General features: G+C 72.3%; 19 protein-coding genes. 2 read left to right on the forward strand and 17 right to left on the reverse strand.

Annotated features, from left to right (window positions below):
* Window positions 1-51: 51 nt before the first annotated feature.
* From ACIRPH_RS26370 to ACIRPH_RS26380, 3 genes are all read right to left on the reverse strand, one after another.
* Window positions 52-456, reverse strand: a complete 405-nt coding sequence (locus tag ACIRPH_RS26370) for an SSI family serine proteinase inhibitor (RefSeq protein WP_402919009.1) — start codon at window positions 454-456, stop codon at window positions 52-54.
* Window positions 457-576: 120 nt separating this feature from the next.
* A complete protein-coding gene (locus ACIRPH_RS26375; RefSeq protein ID WP_402919011.1) occupies window positions 577-1,341 on the reverse strand; it encodes an SGNH/GDSL hydrolase family protein in 765 nt (254 codons plus the stop codon).
* A gap of 278 nt (window positions 1,342-1,619) precedes the next feature.
* Window positions 1,620-2,300 carry a hypothetical protein gene (locus ACIRPH_RS26380; protein WP_402919122.1) on the reverse strand — a complete coding sequence of 227 codons (681 nt, stop codon included), beginning with the start codon at window positions 2,298-2,300 and terminating at the stop codon, window positions 1,620-1,622.
* Between the two features lie 143 nt (window positions 2,301-2,443).
* Between ACIRPH_RS26380 and ACIRPH_RS26385 the strand changes: the two genes are divergently transcribed.
* Window positions 2,444-3,319, forward strand: coding sequence for an A/G-specific adenine glycosylase (locus tag ACIRPH_RS26385; RefSeq protein ID WP_402919013.1), 876 nt, complete (start codon window positions 2,444-2,446; stop codon window positions 3,317-3,319).
* Window positions 3,320-3,341: 22 nt separating this feature from the next.
* Here the strand turns inward: ACIRPH_RS26385 and ACIRPH_RS26390 are convergent, their stop codons facing one another.
* The 7 genes from ACIRPH_RS26390 to lysX all read right to left on the reverse strand — a co-directional run bounded on the left by ACIRPH_RS26390 (window position 3,342) and on the right by lysX (window position 12,558).
* Window positions 3,342-4,238, reverse strand: a complete 897-nt coding sequence (locus tag ACIRPH_RS26390; protein WP_402919015.1) for a DUF3105 domain-containing protein — start codon at window positions 4,236-4,238, stop codon at window positions 3,342-3,344.
* An 82-nt stretch (window positions 4,239-4,320) separates the two neighbouring features.
* On the reverse strand, window positions 4,321-6,831 hold the full coding sequence (locus tag ACIRPH_RS26395) for an ATP-dependent Clp protease ATP-binding subunit (protein ID WP_402919017.1): 2,511 nt from the start codon (window positions 6,829-6,831) through the stop codon (window positions 4,321-4,323).
* Between the two features lie 861 nt (window positions 6,832-7,692).
* On the reverse strand, window positions 7,693-8,031 hold the full coding sequence (locus ACIRPH_RS26400; protein ID WP_402919019.1) for an Lsr2 family protein: 339 nt from the start codon (window positions 8,029-8,031) through the stop codon (window positions 7,693-7,695).
* Window positions 8,032-8,246: 215 nt separating this feature from the next.
* The gene (locus ACIRPH_RS26405) at window positions 8,247-8,528 is read right to left on the reverse strand and encodes a hypothetical protein (protein WP_402919020.1); all 282 of its coding nucleotides are present in this window, start codon (window positions 8,526-8,528) and stop codon (window positions 8,247-8,249) included.
* Window positions 8,529-8,969: 441 nt separating this feature from the next.
* Window positions 8,970-9,572, reverse strand: coding sequence for an amino-acid N-acetyltransferase (locus tag ACIRPH_RS26410; protein ID WP_402919022.1), 603 nt, complete (start codon window positions 9,570-9,572; stop codon window positions 8,970-8,972).
* 397 nt (window positions 9,573-9,969) lie between these two features.
* Window positions 9,970-10,293 (reverse strand): LuxR C-terminal-related transcriptional regulator, encoded by a 324-nt coding sequence (locus ACIRPH_RS26415; protein WP_330158420.1) that lies wholly within the window; start codon window positions 10,291-10,293, stop codon window positions 9,970-9,972.
* 762 nt (window positions 10,294-11,055) lie between these two features.
* Window positions 11,056-12,558 (reverse strand): bifunctional lysylphosphatidylglycerol synthetase/lysine--tRNA ligase LysX, encoded by a 1,503-nt coding sequence (gene lysX, locus ACIRPH_RS26420; protein ID WP_402919023.1) that lies wholly within the window; start codon window positions 12,556-12,558, stop codon window positions 11,056-11,058.
* A gap of 179 nt (window positions 12,559-12,737) precedes the next feature.
* Between lysX and ACIRPH_RS26425 the strand changes: the two genes are divergently transcribed.
* The gene (locus tag ACIRPH_RS26425; protein ID WP_402919025.1) at window positions 12,738-13,694 is read left to right on the forward strand and encodes a cation diffusion facilitator family transporter; all 957 of its coding nucleotides are present in this window, start codon (window positions 12,738-12,740) and stop codon (window positions 13,692-13,694) included.
* A gap of 75 nt (window positions 13,695-13,769) precedes the next feature.
* Here ACIRPH_RS26425 and ACIRPH_RS26430 read toward each other — a convergent pair whose 3' ends face one another.
* The 7 genes from ACIRPH_RS26430 to ACIRPH_RS26460 form a co-directional block, all read right to left on the reverse strand.
* A complete protein-coding gene (locus tag ACIRPH_RS26430) occupies window positions 13,770-14,552 on the reverse strand; it encodes a type III pantothenate kinase (RefSeq protein WP_402919124.1) in 783 nt (260 codons plus the stop codon).
* Window positions 14,553-14,617: 65 nt separating this feature from the next.
* Window positions 14,618-17,209, reverse strand: a complete 2,592-nt coding sequence (locus ACIRPH_RS26435) for an L-aspartate oxidase (protein WP_402919027.1) — start codon at window positions 17,207-17,209, stop codon at window positions 14,618-14,620.
* A gap of 43 nt (window positions 17,210-17,252) precedes the next feature.
* Complete coding sequence (gene panC / locus ACIRPH_RS26440) at window positions 17,253-18,131, reverse strand: pantoate--beta-alanine ligase (protein WP_402919029.1); 879 nt, start codon at window positions 18,129-18,131, stop codon at window positions 17,253-17,255.
* Window positions 18,132-18,211: 80 nt separating this feature from the next.
* Window positions 18,212-19,096 carry a Rossmann-like and DUF2520 domain-containing protein gene (locus tag ACIRPH_RS26445; RefSeq protein WP_402919031.1) on the reverse strand — a complete coding sequence of 295 codons (885 nt, stop codon included), beginning with the start codon at window positions 19,094-19,096 and terminating at the stop codon, window positions 18,212-18,214.
* Between the two features lie 173 nt (window positions 19,097-19,269).
* A complete protein-coding gene (locus ACIRPH_RS26450) occupies window positions 19,270-19,512 on the reverse strand; it encodes a hypothetical protein (protein WP_402919033.1) in 243 nt (80 codons plus the stop codon).
* A gap of 544 nt (window positions 19,513-20,056) precedes the next feature.
* Window positions 20,057-20,296 carry a chaplin family protein gene (locus ACIRPH_RS26455; RefSeq protein WP_330158369.1) on the reverse strand — a complete coding sequence of 80 codons (240 nt, stop codon included), beginning with the start codon at window positions 20,294-20,296 and terminating at the stop codon, window positions 20,057-20,059.
* Between the two features lie 243 nt (window positions 20,297-20,539).
* Complete coding sequence (locus tag ACIRPH_RS26460; protein WP_402919035.1) at window positions 20,540-21,934, reverse strand: PH domain-containing protein; 1,395 nt, start codon at window positions 21,932-21,934, stop codon at window positions 20,540-20,542.
* Window positions 21,935-22,345: the final 411 nt, after the last annotated feature.

The following is a 22,345-nucleotide window of genomic DNA, read 5'->3' on the forward strand; positions in this document are numbered from 1 at the left end:
CCGTGGTCCGCGGACCGTCCGGGGCCGGCGCGGGCGCCCGCGGAACACGTCCTAGAAGTCGAAGAGGACGCCCTTCTGGCTGACGAGGAGGCAGGAGTTCGAGAACTCCTCCTCGTACCTCTCGGCGCCCTCGGCGACGGCCACGACGGGCTGGTGGATCATCGTGCACATGCCGCCCTCCCCCTTGGCCCGGGCGATCGACCCGGCCCCGTCGACGGCCGCGCAGGCCCGCTCCGCCTCGGGGTGGTCCCCGCCGGTCGGCCGGCACTCCAGGGTGACCTGCCGCACCTCTCCCGTGGACGGCGTCCGGATGCTCAGTGTGTGGCTGGTGGTCACGGTGCGCTCCGCCTGCGCGGGCACGGCGACGGCGAGGGACAGGACGGCGGTGGCCGCGAGGGCCAGGGCGGTGCGGTGCACGACTGCTCCCGGTGTGCGAACGATCAGAACACCACGCATCGTAACCATTCGATCACCGGAATCGGCCGACTTTACCGAAACACGGGCGACTTCTTCCCCTCCGGGTTCGCCCTGGAACGGCCGGACCGGGCCGGGGGCGGCCCGGTCCGGCGCGGGGCCTCAGGCGAACAGCGGGAGCAGGGACTCCAGCCAGCGGTCGGCGATCCTGCGGTCGCCGCCGGCCGAGGGGTGCACCCCGTCGTAGGTGTCGGTGTCGGTGTCGAACCCGGTCCACTGGTCCACCACGGTCACCGGCGACTCCGCCGTGCTCTCCCCCGCCGCCCACGCCGGGATGGCGGCGTTGAGGTCCTCGACGCCCTGTCCGCACCCGGCGCAGCTGCGGGCGGGGTCCATCGGGATGATCTGGGCGACCAGGACGCGCATGCGGGGGTTCTGCTCCCGCATCTGCGCGACGAGCACGCCGTAGGCGTCCAGGACCGCCTCCACGGGGACGCCGCTCCACACGTCGTTGGTGCCGAAGTGCATCAGCACCACGTCCGGCTCCGTCCGCGCGAGCCAGTCCACGAGGAGGCCGCGGTCCGCGACGTCGGTGACGAGGAAGCCGCCGTGGCCCTCGTTGTCGCCGTCGTACTCGAAGCCGCAGCCGTCGCCCGGCCGGGTGCCCACGAAGTCGACGTCCGTGTGCCCGGCCTCCACCAGGTCGGCCCAGAGCAGGGCCCTCCAGCACCCGGGCGAACCCGTGATCGAGTCGCCCAGCGGCATGATCCGCACCGTGTCCTCCTCCGTTCGCGCGGTCCCGGCCGCGGTCGCGCCGGTCGGTCCCGCCTCCGCCGCGGCGGGGGCGAACGCGCCCGCGACGAGCGCGAGGGCGAGTCCGAGGCCCGCGCCGGCGCGCCGGACGGCCCGGGAGAGTCGTTGGTCCATGGGGAAGCTCCTTGCTCTGTGCGGGTCCCCGGGAGGAACGCTCTGGGAGCGCTCCCAACCGCAGGCAGGGTACCTCCGACCCGCCCGTGCGGGAAGGGGGGTTCCCGGAACGGGCAGGTCCTCGCGGGGCGGCGGCACGCGGGACCTCCGGGCGGGACGGGCCGCCGCACCCGGCGGGACCGGACACGCGCCGCGCCCCGGGGCCCGGGAGGCGGCGCCACCGCCCCGGCCCCGGGGCGCGAACCCGGCGGGCCGCGTCGACCGCGGCCCCGCTCGGCTCAGGACCTGAGCTGGAACGCCAGCTGTGGCTGGTCCCCCGCGTAGTCGCCGTGCAGGTTGGCCCGGTACCAGCCCGCCCGGGCGCCGGCGCTGGTCTCGCGGCAGTCCGTGAAGGAGCGGTTGCGCTCCCAGTCGACCGTGAACTCGTGCGGCACGCCCCGGCTGAGCTGCTGCTCCTCGGCGCCGCCGTCCTTGAGGCAGTCCGCGGTGGAGTAGATCCTGTCGTCACCGGAGTGGATGCGCACCTCCAGGGCGGCGCCCCCCACGTCCACGGTGCAGGTCTGCTCCGCCGTGTTGACCACGGTGATCCTGAAGCCCGGGGCGCTCCCGGAGCCGTAGACCTCCTGGTCACCCTCCAGCTCGAACGTCACCACGACGTCCTCCGGGCGGCAGAGGTCCTCGGCGCGCTCGGGCGCGGCGACCTCTCCGGCGCCGCCGCCCTCTCCGCCCTCCTCGCCGCCGGCGCCCTCGGACGCCTCGTCGCCGGGCGAGGGGGAGGCGCTCTCCTCGGCCCCCTCCGACGCCCCGGCCGTGGGTTCCGGGCTCTCGTCCGCGGAGGGGTCCTCGGATGGGACACTGGGGGAGGGCGACGCGTCGATACCGGCCTCGGACCGGGTCGGTTCACCGCTCTCCTCGTCCGAGGGTTGACAGGCGAACGCGATCAGCGCGACCACCAGCATGACCCCGATCAGGACGAAGGCACGCCGCTTCCAGTAGGTCTCGCGGCTGACGGCTCCTGGATGTCCGGTACTTGACGCCATGGCCCGTAGTATTGCGGTTTTGCGTGCCACCCACCTACTCAACCCGCCGATTCCCTTTAAAGATGAGCGATAACCCTTACAGCACCGCCGTTCTGGCGTGGTACGAGTCGAACGCGCGCGACCTCCCCTGGCGCGCGCCCGACGCCACCCCCTGGTCGATCCTGGTCAGCGAGATCATGCTCCAGCAGACCCCCGTCGTGCGGGTCCTGCCCGCCTGGCGCGCCTGGATGGAGCGCTGGCCCACCCCCGCCCACCTGGCCGGGGAGGCGTCGGGCGAGGCCGTGCGCATGTGGAACCGGCTCGGCTACCCGCGCCGCGCACTGCGCCTGCACGCCTGTGCCGTGGCGATCACCGAGGAGCACGGCGGCCGGGTCCCCGACGACCACGCCACGCTGCTCTCCCTCCCGGGGATCGGCGCCTACACCGCCGCGGCCGTGGCGAGCTTCGCCTACGGGCAGAGGCACGCCATTCTGGACACGAACGTCCGCCGCGTCCTCGCCAGGGCCGAAACGGGAGTCCAGTACCCTCCGAAAACCCAGACCAAGGCGGAGACGGCGCTCGCGGAGGCGCTGCTGCCGCCCACCGCCCAGGTCGCCGCGCGCTGGGGGGTCGCCGTGATGGAGCTCGGCGCCCTGGTGTGCACCGCCCGCACGCCCGCGTGCGCGTCCTGCCCCATCGCCGGGCAGTGCGCGTGGAGGCTCGCGGGCAAGCCCGCCTACGACGGGCCGCCCCGGCGGGGCCAGACCTACGAGGGCACCGACCGCCAGGTGCGCGGCCGCCTGCTCGCCGTGCTGCGCGACTCCGCGCACCCGGTGGCCAAGGACGCCCTGGACGCCGTCTGGGACGACCACGTGCAGCGCGAGCGCGCCCTGGACGCCCTGGTGTCCGACGGCCTGGTGGACCCGCTCGACGACGGCCGCTACGCCCTGCCCTCCTGACCCGGCCCCTTCGGGCGCCGGGTCAGTCGTCCATGCGGGCGCTCGTGCCGCTGCCCGCGTCGAACTCCGCCTCGGTCCCGGCGAAGCCGCCGCTGCACGGCGCCCCCGGCTCCGGGGTGTTCTCGCCCTGGACGTACTCGACCAGGTACTCGGTGAGGCGCGGGTCCTCGGCGCCCTCCAACAGGATCTGCGACCCCCAGGCCGACGCCACCACGGGCGAGGGCAGCCCCTCGACGGGGCTGATCACCAGGTAGTCGCCCGGCGAGTAGAGGCCGGCGAGCGTCTCGACCTGATCGGCGTCCAGACCGGGGTCGTAGGCGATCCACACGGCCCCGTGCTCCAGGGAGTGCACGGCGTACTCGGTGCGCAGGGGCTCCCCGTAGACGCCGCAGTCCTGCCAGACGGGGTAGTGCTCCCCGCCCACGGGCGGGAACACGTCGTACTCGACGGTCTCGCCCTCCTCGACGTGGTCGGCGGACAGCCCCTCGTAGTGCCGGACCGCCTCCAGCCCCGCCCCGGCCGAGGCCCCGGCCTCCCCGCCCCCGGGGCGCGTCACCACGTAGAGGACCCCGCCGCCCGCGACGAGGAGCACGACGAGGACCACCGCCCCGATGATCAGGGCGAGCCCGGCGCCGCGCCCGCCCCCCGCCTGCTGCGGCGGCGGGTACGGCCCCTGCGGCCCGTAGTGCCCCTGCGGCCCGTGGGGGCCCGGCCCCTGGGGTCCGGGCGGTCCCGGCGGGGGGTACCCCCCGGTCGGCGGCATCCCGGTCGGCGGCATCGCGCCGTGGGGCGGCTGCCCCTGCGGGGCGCCCGGCGGGGGGCCGCCGGGGGCGCCCGGCTGCGGGTACGGGGGCTGCTGCTGCGGCTGCTGTCCGTGGGGCGGCCACGGACCGTGCTGCGGGGGTTCTGAATGGGTCACGAACGCACACTAACGGCCGAACGCCGAAGGGGGCACCCCCGAAGGGGTGCCCCCGTGACGGACGGCGTCCGGTTCAGCCGTGTCAGTCGCTCTTGCCCGCGGCCGACTCCTCGATCTCCGGGGTGTCCGGGACCGCGGCCGGCTTCGGCACGCCCTTGAACGTGAACTTGGCGTCCGTGCCCTCGCCCTCGGCGTCGATCACGACGATCTGACCCGCCTTGAGGTCCCCGTACAGGATCTTCTCGGACAGCTGGTCCTCGATCTCCCGCTGGATCGTCCTGCGCAGCGGGCGGGCGCCCAGCACGGGGTCGAAACCGCGCTCGGACAGGATCTGCTTCGCCTTCGGGCGCAGCTCGATCCCCATGTCCCGCTCCTTGAGGCGAGCGTCCAGGCTCGTGATCATGAGGTCCACGATCTGGAAGATCTCCGCCTCCGTCAGCTGGTGGAAGACGATGATGTCGTCCACGCGGTTGAGGAACTCGGGACGGAAGTTGGTCTTGAGCTCCTCGCTGACCTTCGCCTTCATCCGCTCGTAGTTGGTCTGGGCGTTGTCCTCCTTGGCGAAGCCCATGGCCTGGCCCTTGGAGATGTCCCGCGTGCCCAGGTTGGTGGTCATGATGATGACCGTGTTCTTGAAGTCGACGTTGCGACCCTGGGCGTCGGTGAGACGGCCCTCCTCCAACACCTGCAGCAGGGAGTTGAAGATGTCGTTGTGGGCCTTCTCGATCTCGTCGAACAGGACCACGGAGAACGGCTTGCGGCGCACCTTCTCGGTGAGCTGGCCGCCCTCCTCGTAGCCGACGTAGCCGGGAGGCGAGCCGAACAGCCGGGAGACCGTGTGCTTCTCCATGAACTCGGACATGTCCAGCTGGATCAGCGCGTCCTCGTCCCCGAACAGGAACTCGGCCAGGGTCTTGGACAGCTCGGTCTTGCCGACACCGGACGGACCGGCGAAGATGAACGAGCCACCCGGGCGCTTGGGGTCCTTCAGACCGGCGCGGGTACGGCGGATCGCCTGGGAGAGCGCCTTGATGGCGTCCTCCTGGCCGATGACCCGGCGGTGCAGCTCGTCCTCCATGCGCAGCAGCCGGGAGCTCTCCTCCTCGGTGAGCTTGAAGACCGGGATGCCGGTGGAGGCGGCCAGGACCTCGGCGATGAGCTCCTCGTCGACCTCGGCCACGACGTCCATGTCGCCGGCCTTCCACTCCTTCTCCCGCTGCGCCTTCTTGTTGAGGAGCTGCTTCTCGTCGTCGCGCAGGGACGCGGCCTTCTCGAAGTCCTGCGCGTCGATCGCGGACTCCTTGTCCCGGCGCACGCCCGCGATCTTCTCGTCGAACTCGCGCAGGTCCGGCGGAGCGGTCATCCGGCGGATGCGCATCCGCGAGCCGGCCTCGTCGATGAGGTCGATCGCCTTGTCCGGCAGGAACCGGTCGCTGATGTAGCGGTCGGCCAGCTGGGCCGCCGCCACCAGGGCGCTGTCGGTGATGGAGACCCGGTGGTGCGCCTCGTACCGGTCGCGCAGGCCCTTGAGGATCTCGATGGCGTGCTTGATGGTGGGCTCGTCCACCTGGATGGGCTGGAAGCGCCGCTCCAGGGCGGCGTCCTTCTCCAGGTACTTGCGGTACTCGTCCAGGGTGGTGGCGCCGATGGTCTGGAGCTCACCCCGGGCCAGCATGGGCTTGAGGATCGAGGCGGCGTCTATGGCGCCCTCGGCCGCGCCCGCCCCGACCAGCGTGTGCAGCTCGTCGATGAACAGGATGATGTCGCCGCGGGTCCGGATCTCCTTGAGCACCTTCTTGAGGCGCTCCTCGAAGTCGCCGCGGTAGCGGCTTCCGGCGACCAGCGCGCCCAGGTCCAGCGTGTACAGCTGCTTGTCCTTGAGCGTCTCGGGGATCTCGCCCTTGACGATCTTCTGGGCCAGGCCCTCGACCACGGCGGTCTTGCCGACGCCGGGCTCACCGATGAGGACCGGGTTGTTCTTGGTCCGCCTCGAGAGCACCTGCATGACGCGCTCGATCTCCTTGTCCCGGCCGATGACCGGGTCGAGCTTGCTCTCCCGGGCGGCCTGGGTCAGGTTGCGACCGAACTGGTCCAGCACCAGGGAGGTGGAGGGGGTGGACTCCGAGGAGCCCGCGGTGGCCTGCGGCTCCTTGCCCTGGTAGCCGTGCAGCAGCTGGATGACCTGCTGGCGGACCCGGTTCAGGTCCGCGCCGAGCTTGACGAGGACCTGGGCGGCGACGCCCTCGCCCTCGCGGATCAGACCCAGCAGTATGTGCTCGGTACCGATGTAGTTGTGGCCGAGCTGGAGCGCCTCGCGCAGCGACAGCTCAAGGACCTTCTTGGCGCGCGGGGTGAAGGGGATGTGCCCCGACGGCGCCTGCTGGCCCTGGCCGATGATCTCCTCAACCTGCTGCCGAACCGCTTCGAGGCTGATACCGAGGCTCTCCAGAGCCTTGGCGGCGACGCCCTCACCCTCGTGGATGAGGCCGAGCAGGATGTGCTCCGTACCGATGTAGTTGTGGTTGAGCATCCTGGCCTCTTCCTGGGCCAGAACCACCACTCGCCGTGCGCGGTCGGTAAACCTCTCGAACATGTCTCGTCGCTCCTCTACAGAGCGGTCAGGCAGGGACGGTCTCGCCGACCCAACTCTTCCGCATATCGGCCCCACAGGGATAACCGCCCAGGGGAGCACTGTCGCACCCGCCGGTCGACAGGCTGCCGACCGGGCGAACCTCTCCGCATGGCCGACCTCTCAGCCGTCCGTGCCAGAGACTTTCCCCGACGATAGGGCGTTCACCCAACATCCAACTACCAATTGACGCGTCAGATTTCCCTGTACGCCGAAGGCGAACGGCCCGGACACTCCCATCCATCACGGGAGTCCCCGGACCGCACGTGTACAAGCCCGATAATCGGCTCTGAGCGAACAAGCCGAACCGCGTGTTGTTCTTCGGGCCGGGTCAGTCGGCCCCGAAAGCGGGAAATGCGCGTCGGCCCCGGTGGGCCGCGGTACGGCTCCGCCGGGTCGGCGGAACGGCCCCGGGCCCTGCGGCCGTGCGGCCGCAGGGCCGGAAGTCGAGAGCCTCCACGAGGACGGGAAGCGCTGTGGCGCCCCGGTCGTCGGCGCGTCCGCGTACACCGCGGCGAGCGGCGGGACCCCCGTCCGAGCCGCGTCACGGAGACGGGAGCCGGAAGGACCCGGGGCGGCGGTGCGCCCGCGGTCCGGATCCGGCGGCGCCGGCTCGGCGCCGGCCGCCGGGGATCCGGTGCCCGTCGTATCCCCTCGTCCCCTGCATCCCCATGGCGGGGAACCCCGTGTCACAGGATCCGCGTGTGACGGGTCCACCGGTGTCAGGCGGTGCCGGATGAGGGAGTCGGGTGCTCCTGGTGGGCACCGGTCGAAATTCGATCAAGCCCTGACAACATTTCGGCGAACCGAAGGCGGTCGCGGGACCTAGCCCTTGATGGCCTCATATTCGGCGACGATGGCGGCGGGGATCCGGCCGCGCTCATTGACGGGCTTGCCGGCAGCCTTCGCCCACGCGCGAATCTCGGCGCTGCGCTCGCGGCTGGGCGCATTACGGCTGCCCCGGCGGGCGGCGGGGCGGTTCGTCTTGGACGGAGCCTTGCGGGAGGCTTCGACGAACGGGTTAAGGGCCTCGCGAAGCTTGGCGGCATTACCCGCACTGAGGTCGATTTCGTACGTCGATCCGTCCAGACCGAACGTCACCGTCTCCTCGGCCTCGCCGCCGTCGAGGTCGTCGACCAGGAAAACCTGGACCTTCTGTGCCATGGAATCAAACCTTTCAGAAGAGCGGTGTCTGCACACCTGAATATAAAGCTATCCCGCGCGAACGCGGAAGACAATTCCCGGCGTGCCAGAAATCGTCTGGGGCCGACCGTGGTTTGGGGGGTCGCCGGAGCAGCGCGGGTGCGGCGAGTTGGCCCGCGCACGCGGTGGGACCGAGACCCGGCCCCCGGGCTTCACGCAACCGGTCAAGTACCGTATCAACGACCGTCGGATTCGGCGCGTTCCCCACCCTGGACAATCGGCGTCTCGTTCGTCGCCCCGGTCTCGCGGACCTCGGCAGCGCCCTTGTGGTCGGTCGCGTCCTGCGCCGCCCCGTCATTGCTGACCAGGCTTCCGTCCATCCGCCGCGGCGCCATCTCCTTGCGCAGCAGGTTGATGACGAAGGCACAGAAGACGGTACCGACAACCACAGGGGGGATGAGCGCCGACAATACGTCGATCAGTCCAGGGGGAACCACCGACGACAAAAAGTCACCCATCGAAGCGCTCCACCCTTCCTGGTTGTTACTTATTGCAGCAAATACCCGACTCAGTGTCGGGCCACTCCGGGGGGATGGCGCGCCGTACGACCTGGCAAACGCATACCCGACATCATAGACATCGTTTGCCCCCGGTTTGACACCGGACGTACCCGAGCGGCCTCCCGCAAACCCCGTGGGCGCCAATGTCCGGTCATGGGTTCGGTGCCCTCGTGCGGGTGCGGCCGGAACACGGGGTCTTGCGGGGTCAAATCACAACCCTTCGTCACCGCCCCGCCGAACTCGATCATGAGGACGGCCAGCCGGACGCAGGTACACATTACCTGCCCTGTTCCACCTCCATACCCCCCGGTGTGCATAAGCCGCCCCGAGTCCGGACGCCGGAGCGGCACGGGCGGGGCCGCGTAAGGGGAACTCCGTACCAAGCACACCCGAAATCCTTTAGGCGCGGGCGGGGTCGGCCGCGTCGTCGAGGCGCACAAGCATCCGGGTGTTCCCGAGGGTGTTGGGCTTAACCCGCTCCAGGTCGAGGAATTCGGCAACTCCCTCGTCATAGGAACGCAGGAGTTCCTCGTACACACGGGACGAGACAGGGGTCCCCTGGATCGGGGCAAAGCCGTGTTTGGAGAAGAAACCGGTCTCGAATGTCAGACAGAACACACGGCGCACACCCAACTCACGGGCCGTGGCGAGGAGTTCGGTCACGATTCGGTGTCCCACGCCGAAACCGCGCAGGGAGGGGTCGACCGCGACGGTCCGCACCTCGGCCAGGTCCTCCCAGAGCACGTGAAGGGCTCCGCAACCCACCAGGCGGTGCTCGACCTCCGCCTCGGGGACCGCACCGGGGGAGGATTCCGGCCCCGCGGGCGACATGTCCGGAACCACCTCCGCCTCGGCGACCCAGAACTCCTGGACGTCCTCGTAGAGGTTGACGGTGCTCTTGGAAAGCACCCTCCGGTCGACGGTGTAGGTGTCGACGAGACGGCGGATGGCGGCGACGTCGCGCGTCCTGGCGCGACGCACGTGAACATGGCGAACGGGCATAGCCGGACCAGACTATGCCCACGCGGGCGAGAACTCCTACCCGAGGTGCGCGACCACACGCGCACGGACCCCACGGAGCACCGCCGCGCGGGCGGGGGGGCGGACGCGAACCCCCACCCCAGGTGCGCGACCACACGCGCACGGACCCCACGGAGCACCGCCGCGCGGGCGGGGGGCGGGCACGAACCCCCACCCGAGGTGCGCGACCACACGCGCACGGACCCCACGGAGTACCGCCGCGCGGGCGGGGGGTGCTCCGGCTCCCGGCCGCGGACACGAGATCGGGGGCACCGCGGCACCGCCGGCCGGAGAGTCTCCTCCCGGCCCTCGCGGTGCGCGTGCGCCCCCTGGGTCGGTCATTCCCGTGTGCGGATCCGGCTCCAGCCGGGGGTTCGGCTCAGATGAGCTGCCGCCGCGCGGCCCAGACGACCGCTTCGATGGGTGTGTTCACGCCGAGTACGTCGCAGATGTTGCGGATACGCCGGCGCAGGGTCCTCGCGCTGAGCTCCAGGTGCCGGGCCGCGACCTCGGTGGTCACGCCGGTGGCGATCTCTGCGAGCAGTTCGAGCTCCTCGTGGCTCAGTTCCACCGGCGCGTACGGACTGCTGACAGCCGTGTCGCGCGGGCGGGTCTGAAGGGGAACCACGCTCTCCCGGTGCTCCCTCGGCTGGAGAGCGCCATGGTCCTCAACGGTACGTCGTACGAGTGTGGCCTGTTCCACTCCGTCCTCCCTCATCATGTGAGTGCGGAACATCAACTCGTCACCTGATGGACGCGAGTGCGCCGACCGGGGGTCGCCCCGTCGGAGCGGACGGAGACTCCGCGGGCCTCGAAATCCCCGGCGGACCCCTCTGGCACAGGGGTCGGGGGGAGTTCCGGGCGCACGGGTCGCAGGCTGGCCGACTCGCTGGGGTCTGGGACGGACAGACCACACCGAGGGCGCGCATGCGCGCGCGAATTCGGACCGCATCGGCGGTCCCGTTTCGCGCTCGCCGTCGTTCTCGATCCACTTCGGCAAACTCACGGGCCTCGGCCCGCCCTCAGCACGCTAGGCCGCAGAGATGATACCGTCAAGACCCGATAAATCACCATGTGTAGTTATGCAAGATCCTTCTGTGACAAGGCAAGGGGAAAGAAAAATCCCCGAGGGCATTGACCTGCGTAAACAATCTTTACCTGAGAGCGGCTGCTTATAGCGCTCCGGCCCCTGGAAAAACTCTGGCCTATCCCCGCGGCCATCACGGTCTGACCGCGGGTTCGCCTTCTATGTCCGGTCGGTGAGTCATGTCCCTTGTTCCGGCGCCGGGGCCGGGACACGCGGAAGGGGCCGGCGCACCCCTGGTGCGACGACCCCGGTCCCCAATTTCGGCCACCCGGCGCGGCCCTTATCGGCCATTCCTGCGCGGATGCGCCGCAGCGCGTCCCGGCCCCCCGCGCCGCACGGCCTTCCGGGCCCCGGCGACGCGGCGGACGGACGCCCCGCTCAGTCCCCCGAGGGCTTCACGATCGGGAAGAGCACGGTCTCCCGAATGTTCTTGCCGGTGAAGGCCATGAGCAGACGGTCGATGCCGACCCCCACGCCTCCGGTCGGCGGCATCCCGTACTCCAGCGCCCGCAGGAAGTCCTCGTCCAGCTGCATCGCTTCGGGGTCCCCCTCGGCTGCCATCAGGGACTGCCGGGTGAGCCTCTCGCGCTGCTCGACCGGGTCGACCAGCTCCGAGTAGCCGGTGCCCAGCTCCATGCCGAACCCGATCAGGTCCCACTTCTCGGTCAGCAGCGGGTCCTCGCGGTGCTGGCGCGTGAGCGGGCTGGTCTCGACCGGGAAGTCGCGCACGAACGTCGGCTGGAGGAGCGTGTGCTCGACCAGTTCCTCGAAGACGTGCTCGACGAGCTTGCCCTGACCCCAGTCGGAGCTGAACTCGACGCCCTTGGCCCCGGCCAGTCGGCGGACCTCCTCGACGGGGGTACGCGGGTCGACCTCCGCGCCGAGGGCGTCGGACACGGCCCCGTACAGGGTGATCTGCGGCCACTCGCCGCCGAGGTCGTACTCCTCGCCGTCGCGCTCGACCACGGTCGTGCCGAACACCGCGCGCGCCGCGTCCTGGACGAGCTCCCGGGTGATGTCCGCCATGACGTTGTAGTCGGCGTACGCCTGGTAGAACTCCAGCATCGTGAACTCGGGGTTGTGCGTGGAGTCCGCGCCCTCGTTCCTGAAGTTGCGGTTGACCTCGAAGACCTTCTCCAGGCCGCCCACGACCAGGCGCTTGAGCGACAGCTCGGGCGCGATGCGCAGGTACAGGTCCATGTCGTAGGCGTTGATGTGCGTGGTGAACGGCCGCGCGGTGGCGCCGCCGTGCACGCGCATCAGCATCGGGGTCTCGACCTCGATGAAGTCGCGCCGGCTCAGGCCCTCCCTGATCGCCCGGATGGCGGCCGAGCGGCGGCGCACCATCAGCTGGGAGTCGGGGTTGACGATGAGGTCGACGTACCGCTGCCGTACACGGGCCTCGGGGTCGGTCAGGCCCTTGTGCTTCTCCGGGAGCGGGCGCAGGCACTTGGCCGTCAGCGTCCAGGAGTTCACGAGGACGGACAGCTCGCCGCGGCGGGAGGTGATGACCTCGCCCTCCACGCCGACGTGGTCGCCCAGGTCGACGTCGGCCTTCCAGGCGTCCAGCCGCTCCTGGCCGACCTGGTCCAGGGACAGCATGACCTGGACGTCGCCGGTCTCGTCGCGCAGCGTCGCGAAGCAGAGCTTGCCGCCGGTGCGGTAGAGCATCACGCGACCGGCGATGGAGACGACGACGCCCGTGTGGGCGTCCGGCTCCAGTCCCTGGTGTTTGTCGCGCACGGCACCGATCGACGTGGAGCGCGGGAAGGTCACGGGGAAGGGGTCGATCCCCTCCTCCCGGAGACGGTCCAGCTTCTGGCGCCGGACCCGCATCTGTTCGGGCAGGTCGTCGTAGGTGTCGTCGTGCGTGTCAGTCACGCGCACGATCCTACCGGCGGTCCGCGCCCCGGCCGACCGCGCGGACCCCGCCCGGACGGGGGCGCCGGGACCGTGCCACGCGGTTCCGGGAGGTGGGCCGGGCGTGTCCGGATCACTAGTATTGCGCTGCCTTGACCCGCGCCCCCACCACCGGAGCAGAACCTACCGAGAGTCGGACAATGAGCGTTGAGGGAAGCACGAAGGCCGTCGTCACGGCACTGGTTGCGAATCTGGGGATCGCCGTCACGAAGTTCGTGGCCTATGTACTGACGGGCTCGTCCTCCATGCTGGCCGAGTCCATCCACTCGGTCGCCGACTCCAGCAACCAGGCGCTGCTGCTCATCGGCGGCAAGCGCGCCCGGAGGGGCGCCACCGAGGAGCACCCCTTCGGCTACGGGCGCGAACGCTACATCTACGCGTTCGTGGTCGCGATCGTGCTGTTCAGCGTGGGCGGCCTGTTCGCGCTCTACGAGGCCTGGCACAAGATCTCCCACCCCGAGCCCATCACCGAGTGGCAGTGGGTGCCCGTCGCGGTCCTGGTGATCGCGATCGGCCTGGAGTCGATGGCGATGAGGACGGCTGTCAAGGAGTCCAACGCCGTCCGCGGCAAGGCGAGCTGGGTGGAGTTCGTCCGCCGGGCGAAGGCCCCCGAACTGCCCGTGATCCTGCTGGAGGACGCCGGCGCCCTGCTCGGCCTGGTGTTCGCGCTGCTCGGCGTCAGCCTGACCCTGATCACCGGCAACGGCCTGTGGGACGGCCTGGGCACCGCCGCCATCGGCGTCCTGCTCGTGGTCATCGCCGTCGTGCTGGCCGCCGAGGTGAAGAGCCTGCTGGTCGGCGAGTCCGCCACACGCGAGAACGTCCTGGCGATCCGGAGTGCCATCGAGTCGGTCGAGGACGTCGACCGCCTCATCCACATGCGCACCCTGCACGTGGGCCCCGAGGAGCTCCTGGTGGCCGCCAAGGTCGCGGTGGACGCCCGGGACGACGCCGGCCGGGTGACCAGGGCGATCGACGAGGCGGAGGAGCGCATCCGCGCGTCCGTGCCCATCGCCACGCTGATCTACATCGAGCCCGACCTGTTCCGCACGGCTCCGGGGTCCCCCTCCTCCCCCGGGGCCGGGACCTCCGCGTGAGCCGGGCCCGGTGCGGCCCCGGCGCCGCACCGGCCCTGCCCGGGGGAGGGGGCGCGCCCCCTCCCCCGGCCGGGTTCAGCCCGTGTTGCGCTCGAAGACCAGGCGCAGCCCGATCAGGGTGAGCCACGGCTCGTGCAGGTCCACGGTCTCGCACTCGCCGATGACCGTGGACGCGAGCCCGCCGGTGGCCACGACGGTCACGTCGTCCGGGGAGTCGGTGAGCTCCGCGACCATCCGGTCGACGATCCCGTCCACCTGGCCCGCGAACCCGAACACGATGCCCGAGCGCAGCGCCTCCGTGGTGTTCTTGGCGATGGCCGAACGCGGCTTGACGATCTCCACCATGTGCAGCTGGGCGCCGCGCCGGGACAGGGCGTCCACGGAGATGTCGATGCCGGGGGCGATCGCGCCGCCCACGTACTCGCCCTTGACGCTCACCGCGTCGAAGGTGGTCGCGGTCCCGAAGTCCACGACCACGGCCGGGCCGCCGTAGAGGTGGTTGGCGGCGAGGGCGTTGATGATCCGGTCGCTCCCCACCTCCTTGGGGTTGTCCATCCGGATCGGCACCCCGGTCTTGACCCCGGGTTCGACGATGACCGCGGGGACGTCGCCGAAGTGGCGGCGGAACATGTCGCGCATCTCGTGCTGGACCGACGGCACCGAGCAGCACAGGGCGAGCCCGTCGATGTCCTCCGGGCCGCCGAGGGTGCTCGCGTCGAGGAGCCCGCGCAGCACCACCGACCACTCGTCGGCGGTGCGCCGGGTGTCGGTACCCACTCTCCAGTGTTCGAGGAGCTCGTCGGATTCAAAGAGACCGAAGACCGTCTCGGAGTTGCCGACGTCGATCGCGAGCAGCATTCTGAGGGCCTCATCCATGGTCGAAGTGGTGTGTTCTCAAGGAATCTTCCACCACTCGGGCACCCTCACAACAGGTCGAGGGCGATATCGAGCGCGGGACTGGAGTGGGTGAGCGCGCCGACGGCGAGGTAGTCGACCCCGGTGCGTGCCACGTCCCCCGCGACGTCGAGGGTCAGTCCGCCGGAGGACTCCAGTCGCGCACGGCCCCCGACCTGGGCGACCGCTGTCCGGAGCCCGTCGACGGTGAAGTTGTCGAGGAGGATCTCCTCCGCGCCGGCGGCGATGGCGTCCTCGATCTGGTCGATCCTGTCGACCTCGACCTCCAGGGGGAGGTCGGGGAAGCGCTCGCGGACGGCGCGCACCGCCGCGCCGACGCCCCCGGCGGCGACCACGTGGTTGTCCTTGACCAGACCCGCGTCGCCGAGGCCGTACCGGTGGTTCACACCGCCTCCGCAGCGCACCGCGTACTTCTCCAGGGCGCGCATCCCGGGGCGGGTCTTGCGGCTGTCCCGGACGCGGGCCCGCGTGCCGGCCACGGCGTCCACCCACGAGCGCGTGGCGGTCGCGATCCCGGACATGTGGGTGAGGAGGTTGAGCGCGGTCCGCTCCGCGGTGAGCAGGTCGCGCGTACGGGCGGTGACGGTCATCAGGACGTCTCCGCGCTTGACCGCGTCGCCGTCCCGCGCGGTGCGCGTGACCTCCAGGGCGCCGTCGGCGACCAGCCAGAACACGAGCTCGGCGAGCGGGAGCCCGCTGACGGTGCCGTCGGCCCGTGCCACCGCCTGGGCGGTGCGCACCTGGTCGGCGGGGATGGTCGCGACGCTGGTGACGTCGATGCCGGGGCCCCCGGTGAGGTCCTCGGCGAGGGCGCGGCGGACCAGTTCCACGTGGGACCGGTGGGGGGCGGTGCAGGTGAGGGCGAACTCGTCCCGGGCCTCCGGGCTCCGGTCCGCCCCGGCGAGGGGGAAGGAGACGGCGTCGAGTTCGGCCACGAGGGCGGACGGCAGGGAAGGCTCCCAGTCCTCGGCGGTGGTCACGGCGGTGTCCCCTTCCAGTCGGACGACGACGGGCCGGATCCTGAGCCCCGGTCTGGGCTCGGGGAAGTCGGCACGCTGGTGAGAGCCCCTGCTCTCGGTTCTGTACAGGGCGGCGGCGGCCACGAGGCGGGCCGTGGTGAGCAGGTTGGCGGCCTCCCACGCGGCGACGCCGGGGGTGACCGGCGCGGCCGGCCGGGCGAGGGCGTCGAGTTCGGCCACCAGCTCGGTGAGGCCCTCGCCCGTGCGGAGCACCCCGGCGTGCCGCGACATGAGGGTGCGGACCCGGGTGGCGGTGGCGGGGTCGGCGAGCGGGGCCACGGAGCCGGCGGTGGCGCCCGTCGCGGGGACGGGTCGGGGGTCCTCGGCCAGGCGAGCGGCGATCCGGTCGGCGTAGACCAGCCCCTCCAGCAGGGAGTTGGACGCGAGCCGGTTGGCGCCGTGGACGCCGGTGCGGGCGACCTCGCCGACCGCCCAGAGCCCGGGGACGCTGGTGCGGCCGTCGATGTCGACCTCGGCGCCGCCGGACGCGTAGTGGGCGGCGGGGGCGACGGGGACGGGCTGCGTGAGGGGGTCGACGCCGTTGGCGCGGCAGGAGGCGAGGATGGTGGGGAAGCGCTTCTCCCAGGTGGCCGCGCCGAAGTGGCGGGTCTCCAGGTACACGTGGTCCACGCCCTGCTCGGCCATGGTGCGGGCGATGGTGCGGGCGACCACGTCGCGCGGGGCGAGGTCGCCCAGCTCGTGGACGCCCTCCATGATGCGTGCGCCGCCGGCGTCCACCAGGTAGGCGCCCTCTCCCCGCAGGGCCTCGGAGACCAGGGGCTGCCGACCGCGTGCGTCGGCGCCGAGCCAGAGCACGGTGGGGTGGAACTGGATGAACTCCAGGTCGCGCAGCCTGGCCCCGGCCCTGGCGGCGAGGGCGAGGCCGTCCCCGGTGGAGACGGGCGGATTGGTGGTGGCCGCGAAGACCTGCCCGATGCCGCCGGTGGCCAGGACCACCGCGGGGGCGACGACCGCGCCGACGCCGTCGCGGGCCCCCTCGCCCATCACGTGCAGGGTCGCCCCGGTGACGGCCCCGGTGGCGGGGTCGTGGAGGGTGTCGAGCGCGAGGGCGTGCTCGACGACCTCGATCCGCTCCTCCGCGAGGACGGCGGCGACGAGCGCGCGCTGGATCTCGGCGCCGGTGGCGTCGCCGCCCGCGTGCGCGACGCGGTCCGCGCGGTGGCCGCCCTCCCGGGTGAGGGCGAGGGCGCCGTCCTCCGAGCGGTCGAACTCGGCGCCCAGGCCGATGAGCCAGCGCAGGGCGCCGGGGCCCTCGGTGGCCAGGACGTTGACGGCGTGGGGGTCGGACAGCCCGCCCCCCGCCAGGTGGGTGTCGACCATGTGGGCGACGGGGTCGTCACCGGGCGCGACGGCCGCGGCGATCCCGCCCTGGGCGTAGGCGGTGGACCCTGTGGACAGCCGGTCCTTGGTGACCAGCACGACCCGGCCGCTCCCGCTCCTCTGGACGTAGCGCAGGGCGGTGCTCAGGCCCGCGATGCCGGAACCGACGACCGCGACGTCCGCCGCGACCGTCCACCCGGGCCCGGGTGCGTCGAGCCTGGTCTGTGCGGGTGTACTCATCTGGGGTCTCTTTCGCGAGGCGCCGCCCCGGGGGCCGGGGCGGTCACAGGGGGATCGACACGTTGTCGATGAGCCGGGTGGAGCCCACGCGGGCGGCGACGGCGAGGACCGCGTCCCCCCGGTGGCCGGGCGCGGCCTCGGTGAAGGTGGCGGCGTCGACCAGGGCCAGGTAGTCGAGGACGACGGGGGGAGCGGCCCCGGCCGCCTCGTCCAGGACGGCGAGGGCGGCGGCGCGGACGGCGTCCGGTCCCCCGGACGCGGCCTCCCGGCCCGCCCGGAGGGCGCGCGACAGCGCCAGCGCGCTGCGCCGCTCGGCCTCCGACAGGTAGACGTTGCGGCTGGAGGAGGCGAGCCCGTCGGGGTCGCGGAGGATGGGGGCCCCGACGATCTCCACGGGCACGTCGAGGTCGGCGACCATGCGCCGGACGAGCGCGATCTGCTGGGCGTCCTTCTCCCCGAAGACGGCGGTGTCGGGCCGGACCAGGTTGAGGAGCTTGGCGACGACGGTGAGGACCCCGGTGAAGTGCCCGGGGCGGGAGGCGCCCTCCAGCCGCTCCCCCATCGGCCCGGCGTCGACCGTGACCATCTGCGGGGCCGGGTACATGGTCGCGACGGAGGGGGCGAAGACGACGTCCACCCCCGCCTCGGCGCAGAGGGCGGTGTCGGCCTCCAGGTCGCGCGGGTAGCGGTCGAAGTCCTCGTCCGGGCCGAACTGGAGCGGGTTGACGAAGACGCTGACGACCACCGTGTCCGCCCGCTCGCGGGCCAGGCGCATGAGGGAGCGGTGGCCGCCGTGGAGGGCGCCCATGGTGGGGACGAGGGCGACGCGCCCGGGGCCGGAGAGGGCCCGGCGCAGCTCTTCGGGCGTGCGCGCCACGAGGGGGCCGGCGGCGGTCGCGGTCTGCGGTGTGGGTTCGGTCATCGGTGGTTTCCCGTGGTGGAGTTCTGCGGCGCGCACGGCGCGGCGGCCGGGCGCGCACCGGGCGCGACGTGGGGAGGGCGTCAGCGGCGGAGGACGTCGAGCAGGCGCACGGCGTCCTCGGGCTTGAGCATCCCGGCGTTGATGGCGCGGTCGGCCGTGAGCCGGGCCAGCTCGACGTAGCTGGCGACGCTCTCGGGGGCGTTCTCGCGGAGCTGCTCGATGTGTCCGGCGACGGTCCCGGCGTCACCGCGCAGGACGGGTCCGCTGAGGCCGTGGATGCCCAGGCGGAGGGCGTTGTCGAGGGCGGCGCTGAGCATGGGGGCGAGCATGCGGCCCGGCTCGGGGACCCCGGCGGCCGAGAGCAGGGCGGCGCTGTCCGCGACGAGGGTGACGAGGTGGTTCGCGCCCCCGGCGAGGGCCGCGTGGTAGAGGGTGCGCCTCTCCTCCTCGATCCACACGGGCTCGGCGCCCATCTCGACCACGAGGGCCTCGGCGATGGGCCGCAGCTGCTCGGGCGCCGTGACGCCGAACGCGCAGTTGGCGAGGCGGTCGACGTCCTCGTCCCGGCCGGTGAAGGTCATCGCCGGGTGGAGGGCGAGCGGGAGCGCGCCGACCAGGGTGGCGGGGGCGAGGACGCCGTAGCCGTGCGCCCCGCTGGCGTGGACCAGGAGTTTTCCGCGCAGGTCGGCGCCGGTGGAGGCGAGCCCCTCGGTGATGTCGGGCAGGGCGTCGTCGGGCACGGTCAGCAGGACGAGGTCGCTGGCCTCGGCGACCTGCGCCGGTTCGAGGACGCGCGCGGCGGGCAGGCGCGCGGCGACGCGCTCGCGGGAGGCGTCGGAGACCGCGGAGGCGGCGACGACCTTGTGCCCGGCGCGGCCGAGGGCCTGGCCGAGGACGGAGCCCACGCGGCCGGGACCGATGACGCCGACCCGCAGTCGGGCGGGGCGCCCCTGCGTCGTCTCCATGTGCGTGCCCCCTCGTGGTGCGGTGCGTCCGGCTCTCGCGCACCGTGACGCCTGTGCACACGATAGCCCTCCCCCGCCGGTGACCTGCCGCCCCGCCCCCGGGACGCGAGTGGGGACGGACACGTCGTGTCCGCCCCCGCCCGTCGTCCCCCTGCCCCCGTGCGGGGCCCGGGTCAGTTCTGGATGATCACGCCGGTGTTGTAGCAGGAGCCCACGGACTTGCCGCCGAGGACGGCGTTGGAGATGCCGCAGCCCTCGCTCTCGTTCTCCAGCTCGTGGAGGGTGGTGTTCCCGCTGAGCACGGAGTCGAAGTTCTGGGTCCATGCCTCGGAGTCCGCAGCCGCCGGCGAGGCGGAGAGAAGGATTGCGGCGGAGGCGAGGGCCACGGCACCCGTGGCGAACGTCTTCTTCAGCACGATGGAACTCCTTCTTTGTCCGGCCGGGAGGGCCGGCCGGATCGCGGTTGTGCGTGGCGCCCGGAGGCGCTGGTGAAGAAGTTACTGGGCGAGAAGCCCCTTCAACGGGGTTGAGCTGGAGTGATCACGAAATCGAGGGAGATGCCGACTCTGAGTAGTCGAGCGTCTCGGGGGCGATCGGGGCAAAGGTCGCAGACCGGGGAGGGGCGCGTGCGCACTGCGTCACCGCAGCACGGGGTTCCAGTCGCGCACCAATACGGGTTGCGGTCGGCCGCGTCGGACCGGAGGGCCGGGGGCGGGCTCCGCGGGGGCCGGGACCCGGCGGCCGACTCCGTGCCCCGCCCGGAGACGGCGGGGCGCGTCGGCGCCGGGCGGCGGGCGGCGGACACGGGAAAGGCGCCACCCCGTCGTCACGGGATGGCGCCTCGCGCGGAGAGCTCGCGGACCCCGGCCGGGTCGGTTCAGCCGGGACGTCTCCGGCTGGACACCCCCGCCCGGTCGGGCCGGATCGATCTGTCCTGCGTGTACCGCGGGAACCGCGGTACTAGTTCTTGACCGTGGCGCCGGAGTCGACGCAGTTGGCGCCGGCCACGCCCAGGACGGAGATCGCGTTGCCGCAGACGTTGATCGGCACGTCCAGGTCCGCGACGAGCTGGTTGCCGCCGAGGATGCTGCCGTTGCCGGAGGTGAAAACGTTGCTGTTGGCCATGGCCGGAGCACCGGTGAACAGGACGCCGGCGGCGGCGGCAACGATGGCACTGGCGGCGAAAGCCTTCTTCAGCATGTGTTTCTCCCGTCGGACCGGTCGGCGGGGGCGCCAACCGGTCGATAACGTTGACTATGTGTATGACACTGAACACTCGCCGTGTTCAGTCACTATTTAGCCATACGCAACCACTCCATGTGACCAAAACTCGGAAGTCTTCCGCGGCCCGGAGCTGGAGATATCACCATTCGTGATCAACCATGTCCGACATGTGGTCCACAATGGGAGGCACTTCGGGCCCATATTGTGTTGCACGTCACATCAGGTTTCGGGGGTGTCATAGGTCCCGTCCGCAACCCCGGATCCCACCGCGTGCCCCGGACGCCGCTCCAGCGTCGAACGGGTCGCCCAGCGCTCCGTCCCCGCCGACGGCACCCGTGCCCGGCGACCGTACGCGGCGAGCGCGTCCACGAGCCGGCGGCCCTCCCCCGCCTCCCGGGCGGACGCCCTCGCCCGGACGGGGCCGGGGGGCGTGTCCACGTCCACCGACACGAGGCCGGTGAACCGGGCCAGCGGGCCGGCCGTCAGCCGCAGCGACTGGACGCGCTCCACCGGGACGATCTCCGTCACCTGGCAGAACAGGCCCCGGGTGCTGATGAACAGGCGCCGGTCGACGCCGACCAGCCCCGGCGCCCAGGTCCGGTTCGGCACCATCGCCACGTGCGCCGCCGCGCTGTCCGGGAACAGCTCGTCGACCAGCGCGTAGGCCCTCCGGCGCGGGGCCACCGGGAGCAGGGTGGCCGAGTCGCCCTGGCGGGCTCCCGCGTATCCCGCGACGTTGGCCTCCACCCGGGCCACCCCCAGCGCGCGCCAGAGCAGCGGCTCGACCACGCGCACCGCCTGGACCCGGCCCGGCGGGACCGTCTGCATGCGGCGCTGGAACATGCCGTAGCGCAGCCGCAGCCCGTCCGACGACAGGGAGGCGTAGTAGTCCGTGTAGCGGGCCAGGGGCCCCCAGAAGTAGCGGAGCAGCCCCAGGGTGAGGGGGACGAGCGCGCCCGCCACCCCCGGTTCGGCGAAGACCGCGCCGGCGGTGGCCAGCATGAGCAGCAGCACGAACGACAGCAGGACCGGCACCCGGAAGGTCAGCGCGCCGAGCAGCAGGAGGAACGGCAGCCGGTAGAACGGCCACTCCGGCGCCTCGGGCGAACGGCCCGGAAGCCCCGCCGCGTGGGCGAGGACCGCCGCGCGCACCCGTTCGGCCAGGCCCTTGCGCAGACACCTCAGCCGGATGGCGCTCCCGTCGCCCCCGGCGAGCTCGATGCGCAGGTCGGCCACGCCGAACACCTGCATGAGCAGGGGTTGGACCACGTCCACCGCCTGGAGGCGGCTGAGCGGGATCTCCCGTGAGCTGCGCATCACGAGACCGCTGTGGACCACCAGGTGGTCCTCGCGCAGGCCGAAGGTGCCGTACCACCAGGAGGGCAGGGCGTAGGCGAGGGAGCCGAACACGACGGCCACCGTCATCATCACCACCCAGCCGAAGCCGAACATGGTGAGAATCGGGCCGGCCAGCGCCACGAACACCAGGGCGACGCCGACGACCTGGAGCGGGACGAGCATCCAGTGCGGACGGAACACGCCCGTGGTGACGTCCTCGTCGGGTTCGCGCCGCGGTACGGGCTGCGGGCGCCACGCCACCGAGGGGGGCAGCATCGTCGGCGCCTGCGGGTACGGGCCGGCCGGCGGGAAGCCGGCGGGGTACCCGCCGGGCCCCGGGGGACCGTACGGTCCCGGGGCGGCTCCGGGGGCGGGCGGGTGCGCCGGCCGGCCGGTGCGGCCGCCGGGCCACTGCGGCGCCGGGCCGTGCGGGACCCCCGGACCGTACGGGGGCCGCGGCCCCCGGGGGACGGGTCCCGTCCGGCCCGGGGCGCCCGGACGGCCGGAACCCTCCTGCGCGCCGGGCGGGGGGCCGTCCGGCACGCGTCCGGCGGCCCCCTCCGGCGCCGCCCCCGGGGCGCCGGGAGCCCTCCGGGGGCCGGACGGCCCCTCCGGCCACCGTGGGCCGGAGGGGGCCCGGGCGCCGGGCGGAGGTCCGGGCTCGGCCCCCTCCGCCGCCGGGCGCGG

The sequence above is a fragment of the Nocardiopsis sp. NPDC101807 genome (genome assembly GCF_044766605.1).
GTDB classification, from domain to species: domain Bacteria; phylum Actinomycetota; class Actinomycetes; order Streptosporangiales; family Streptosporangiaceae; genus Nocardiopsis; species Nocardiopsis tropica.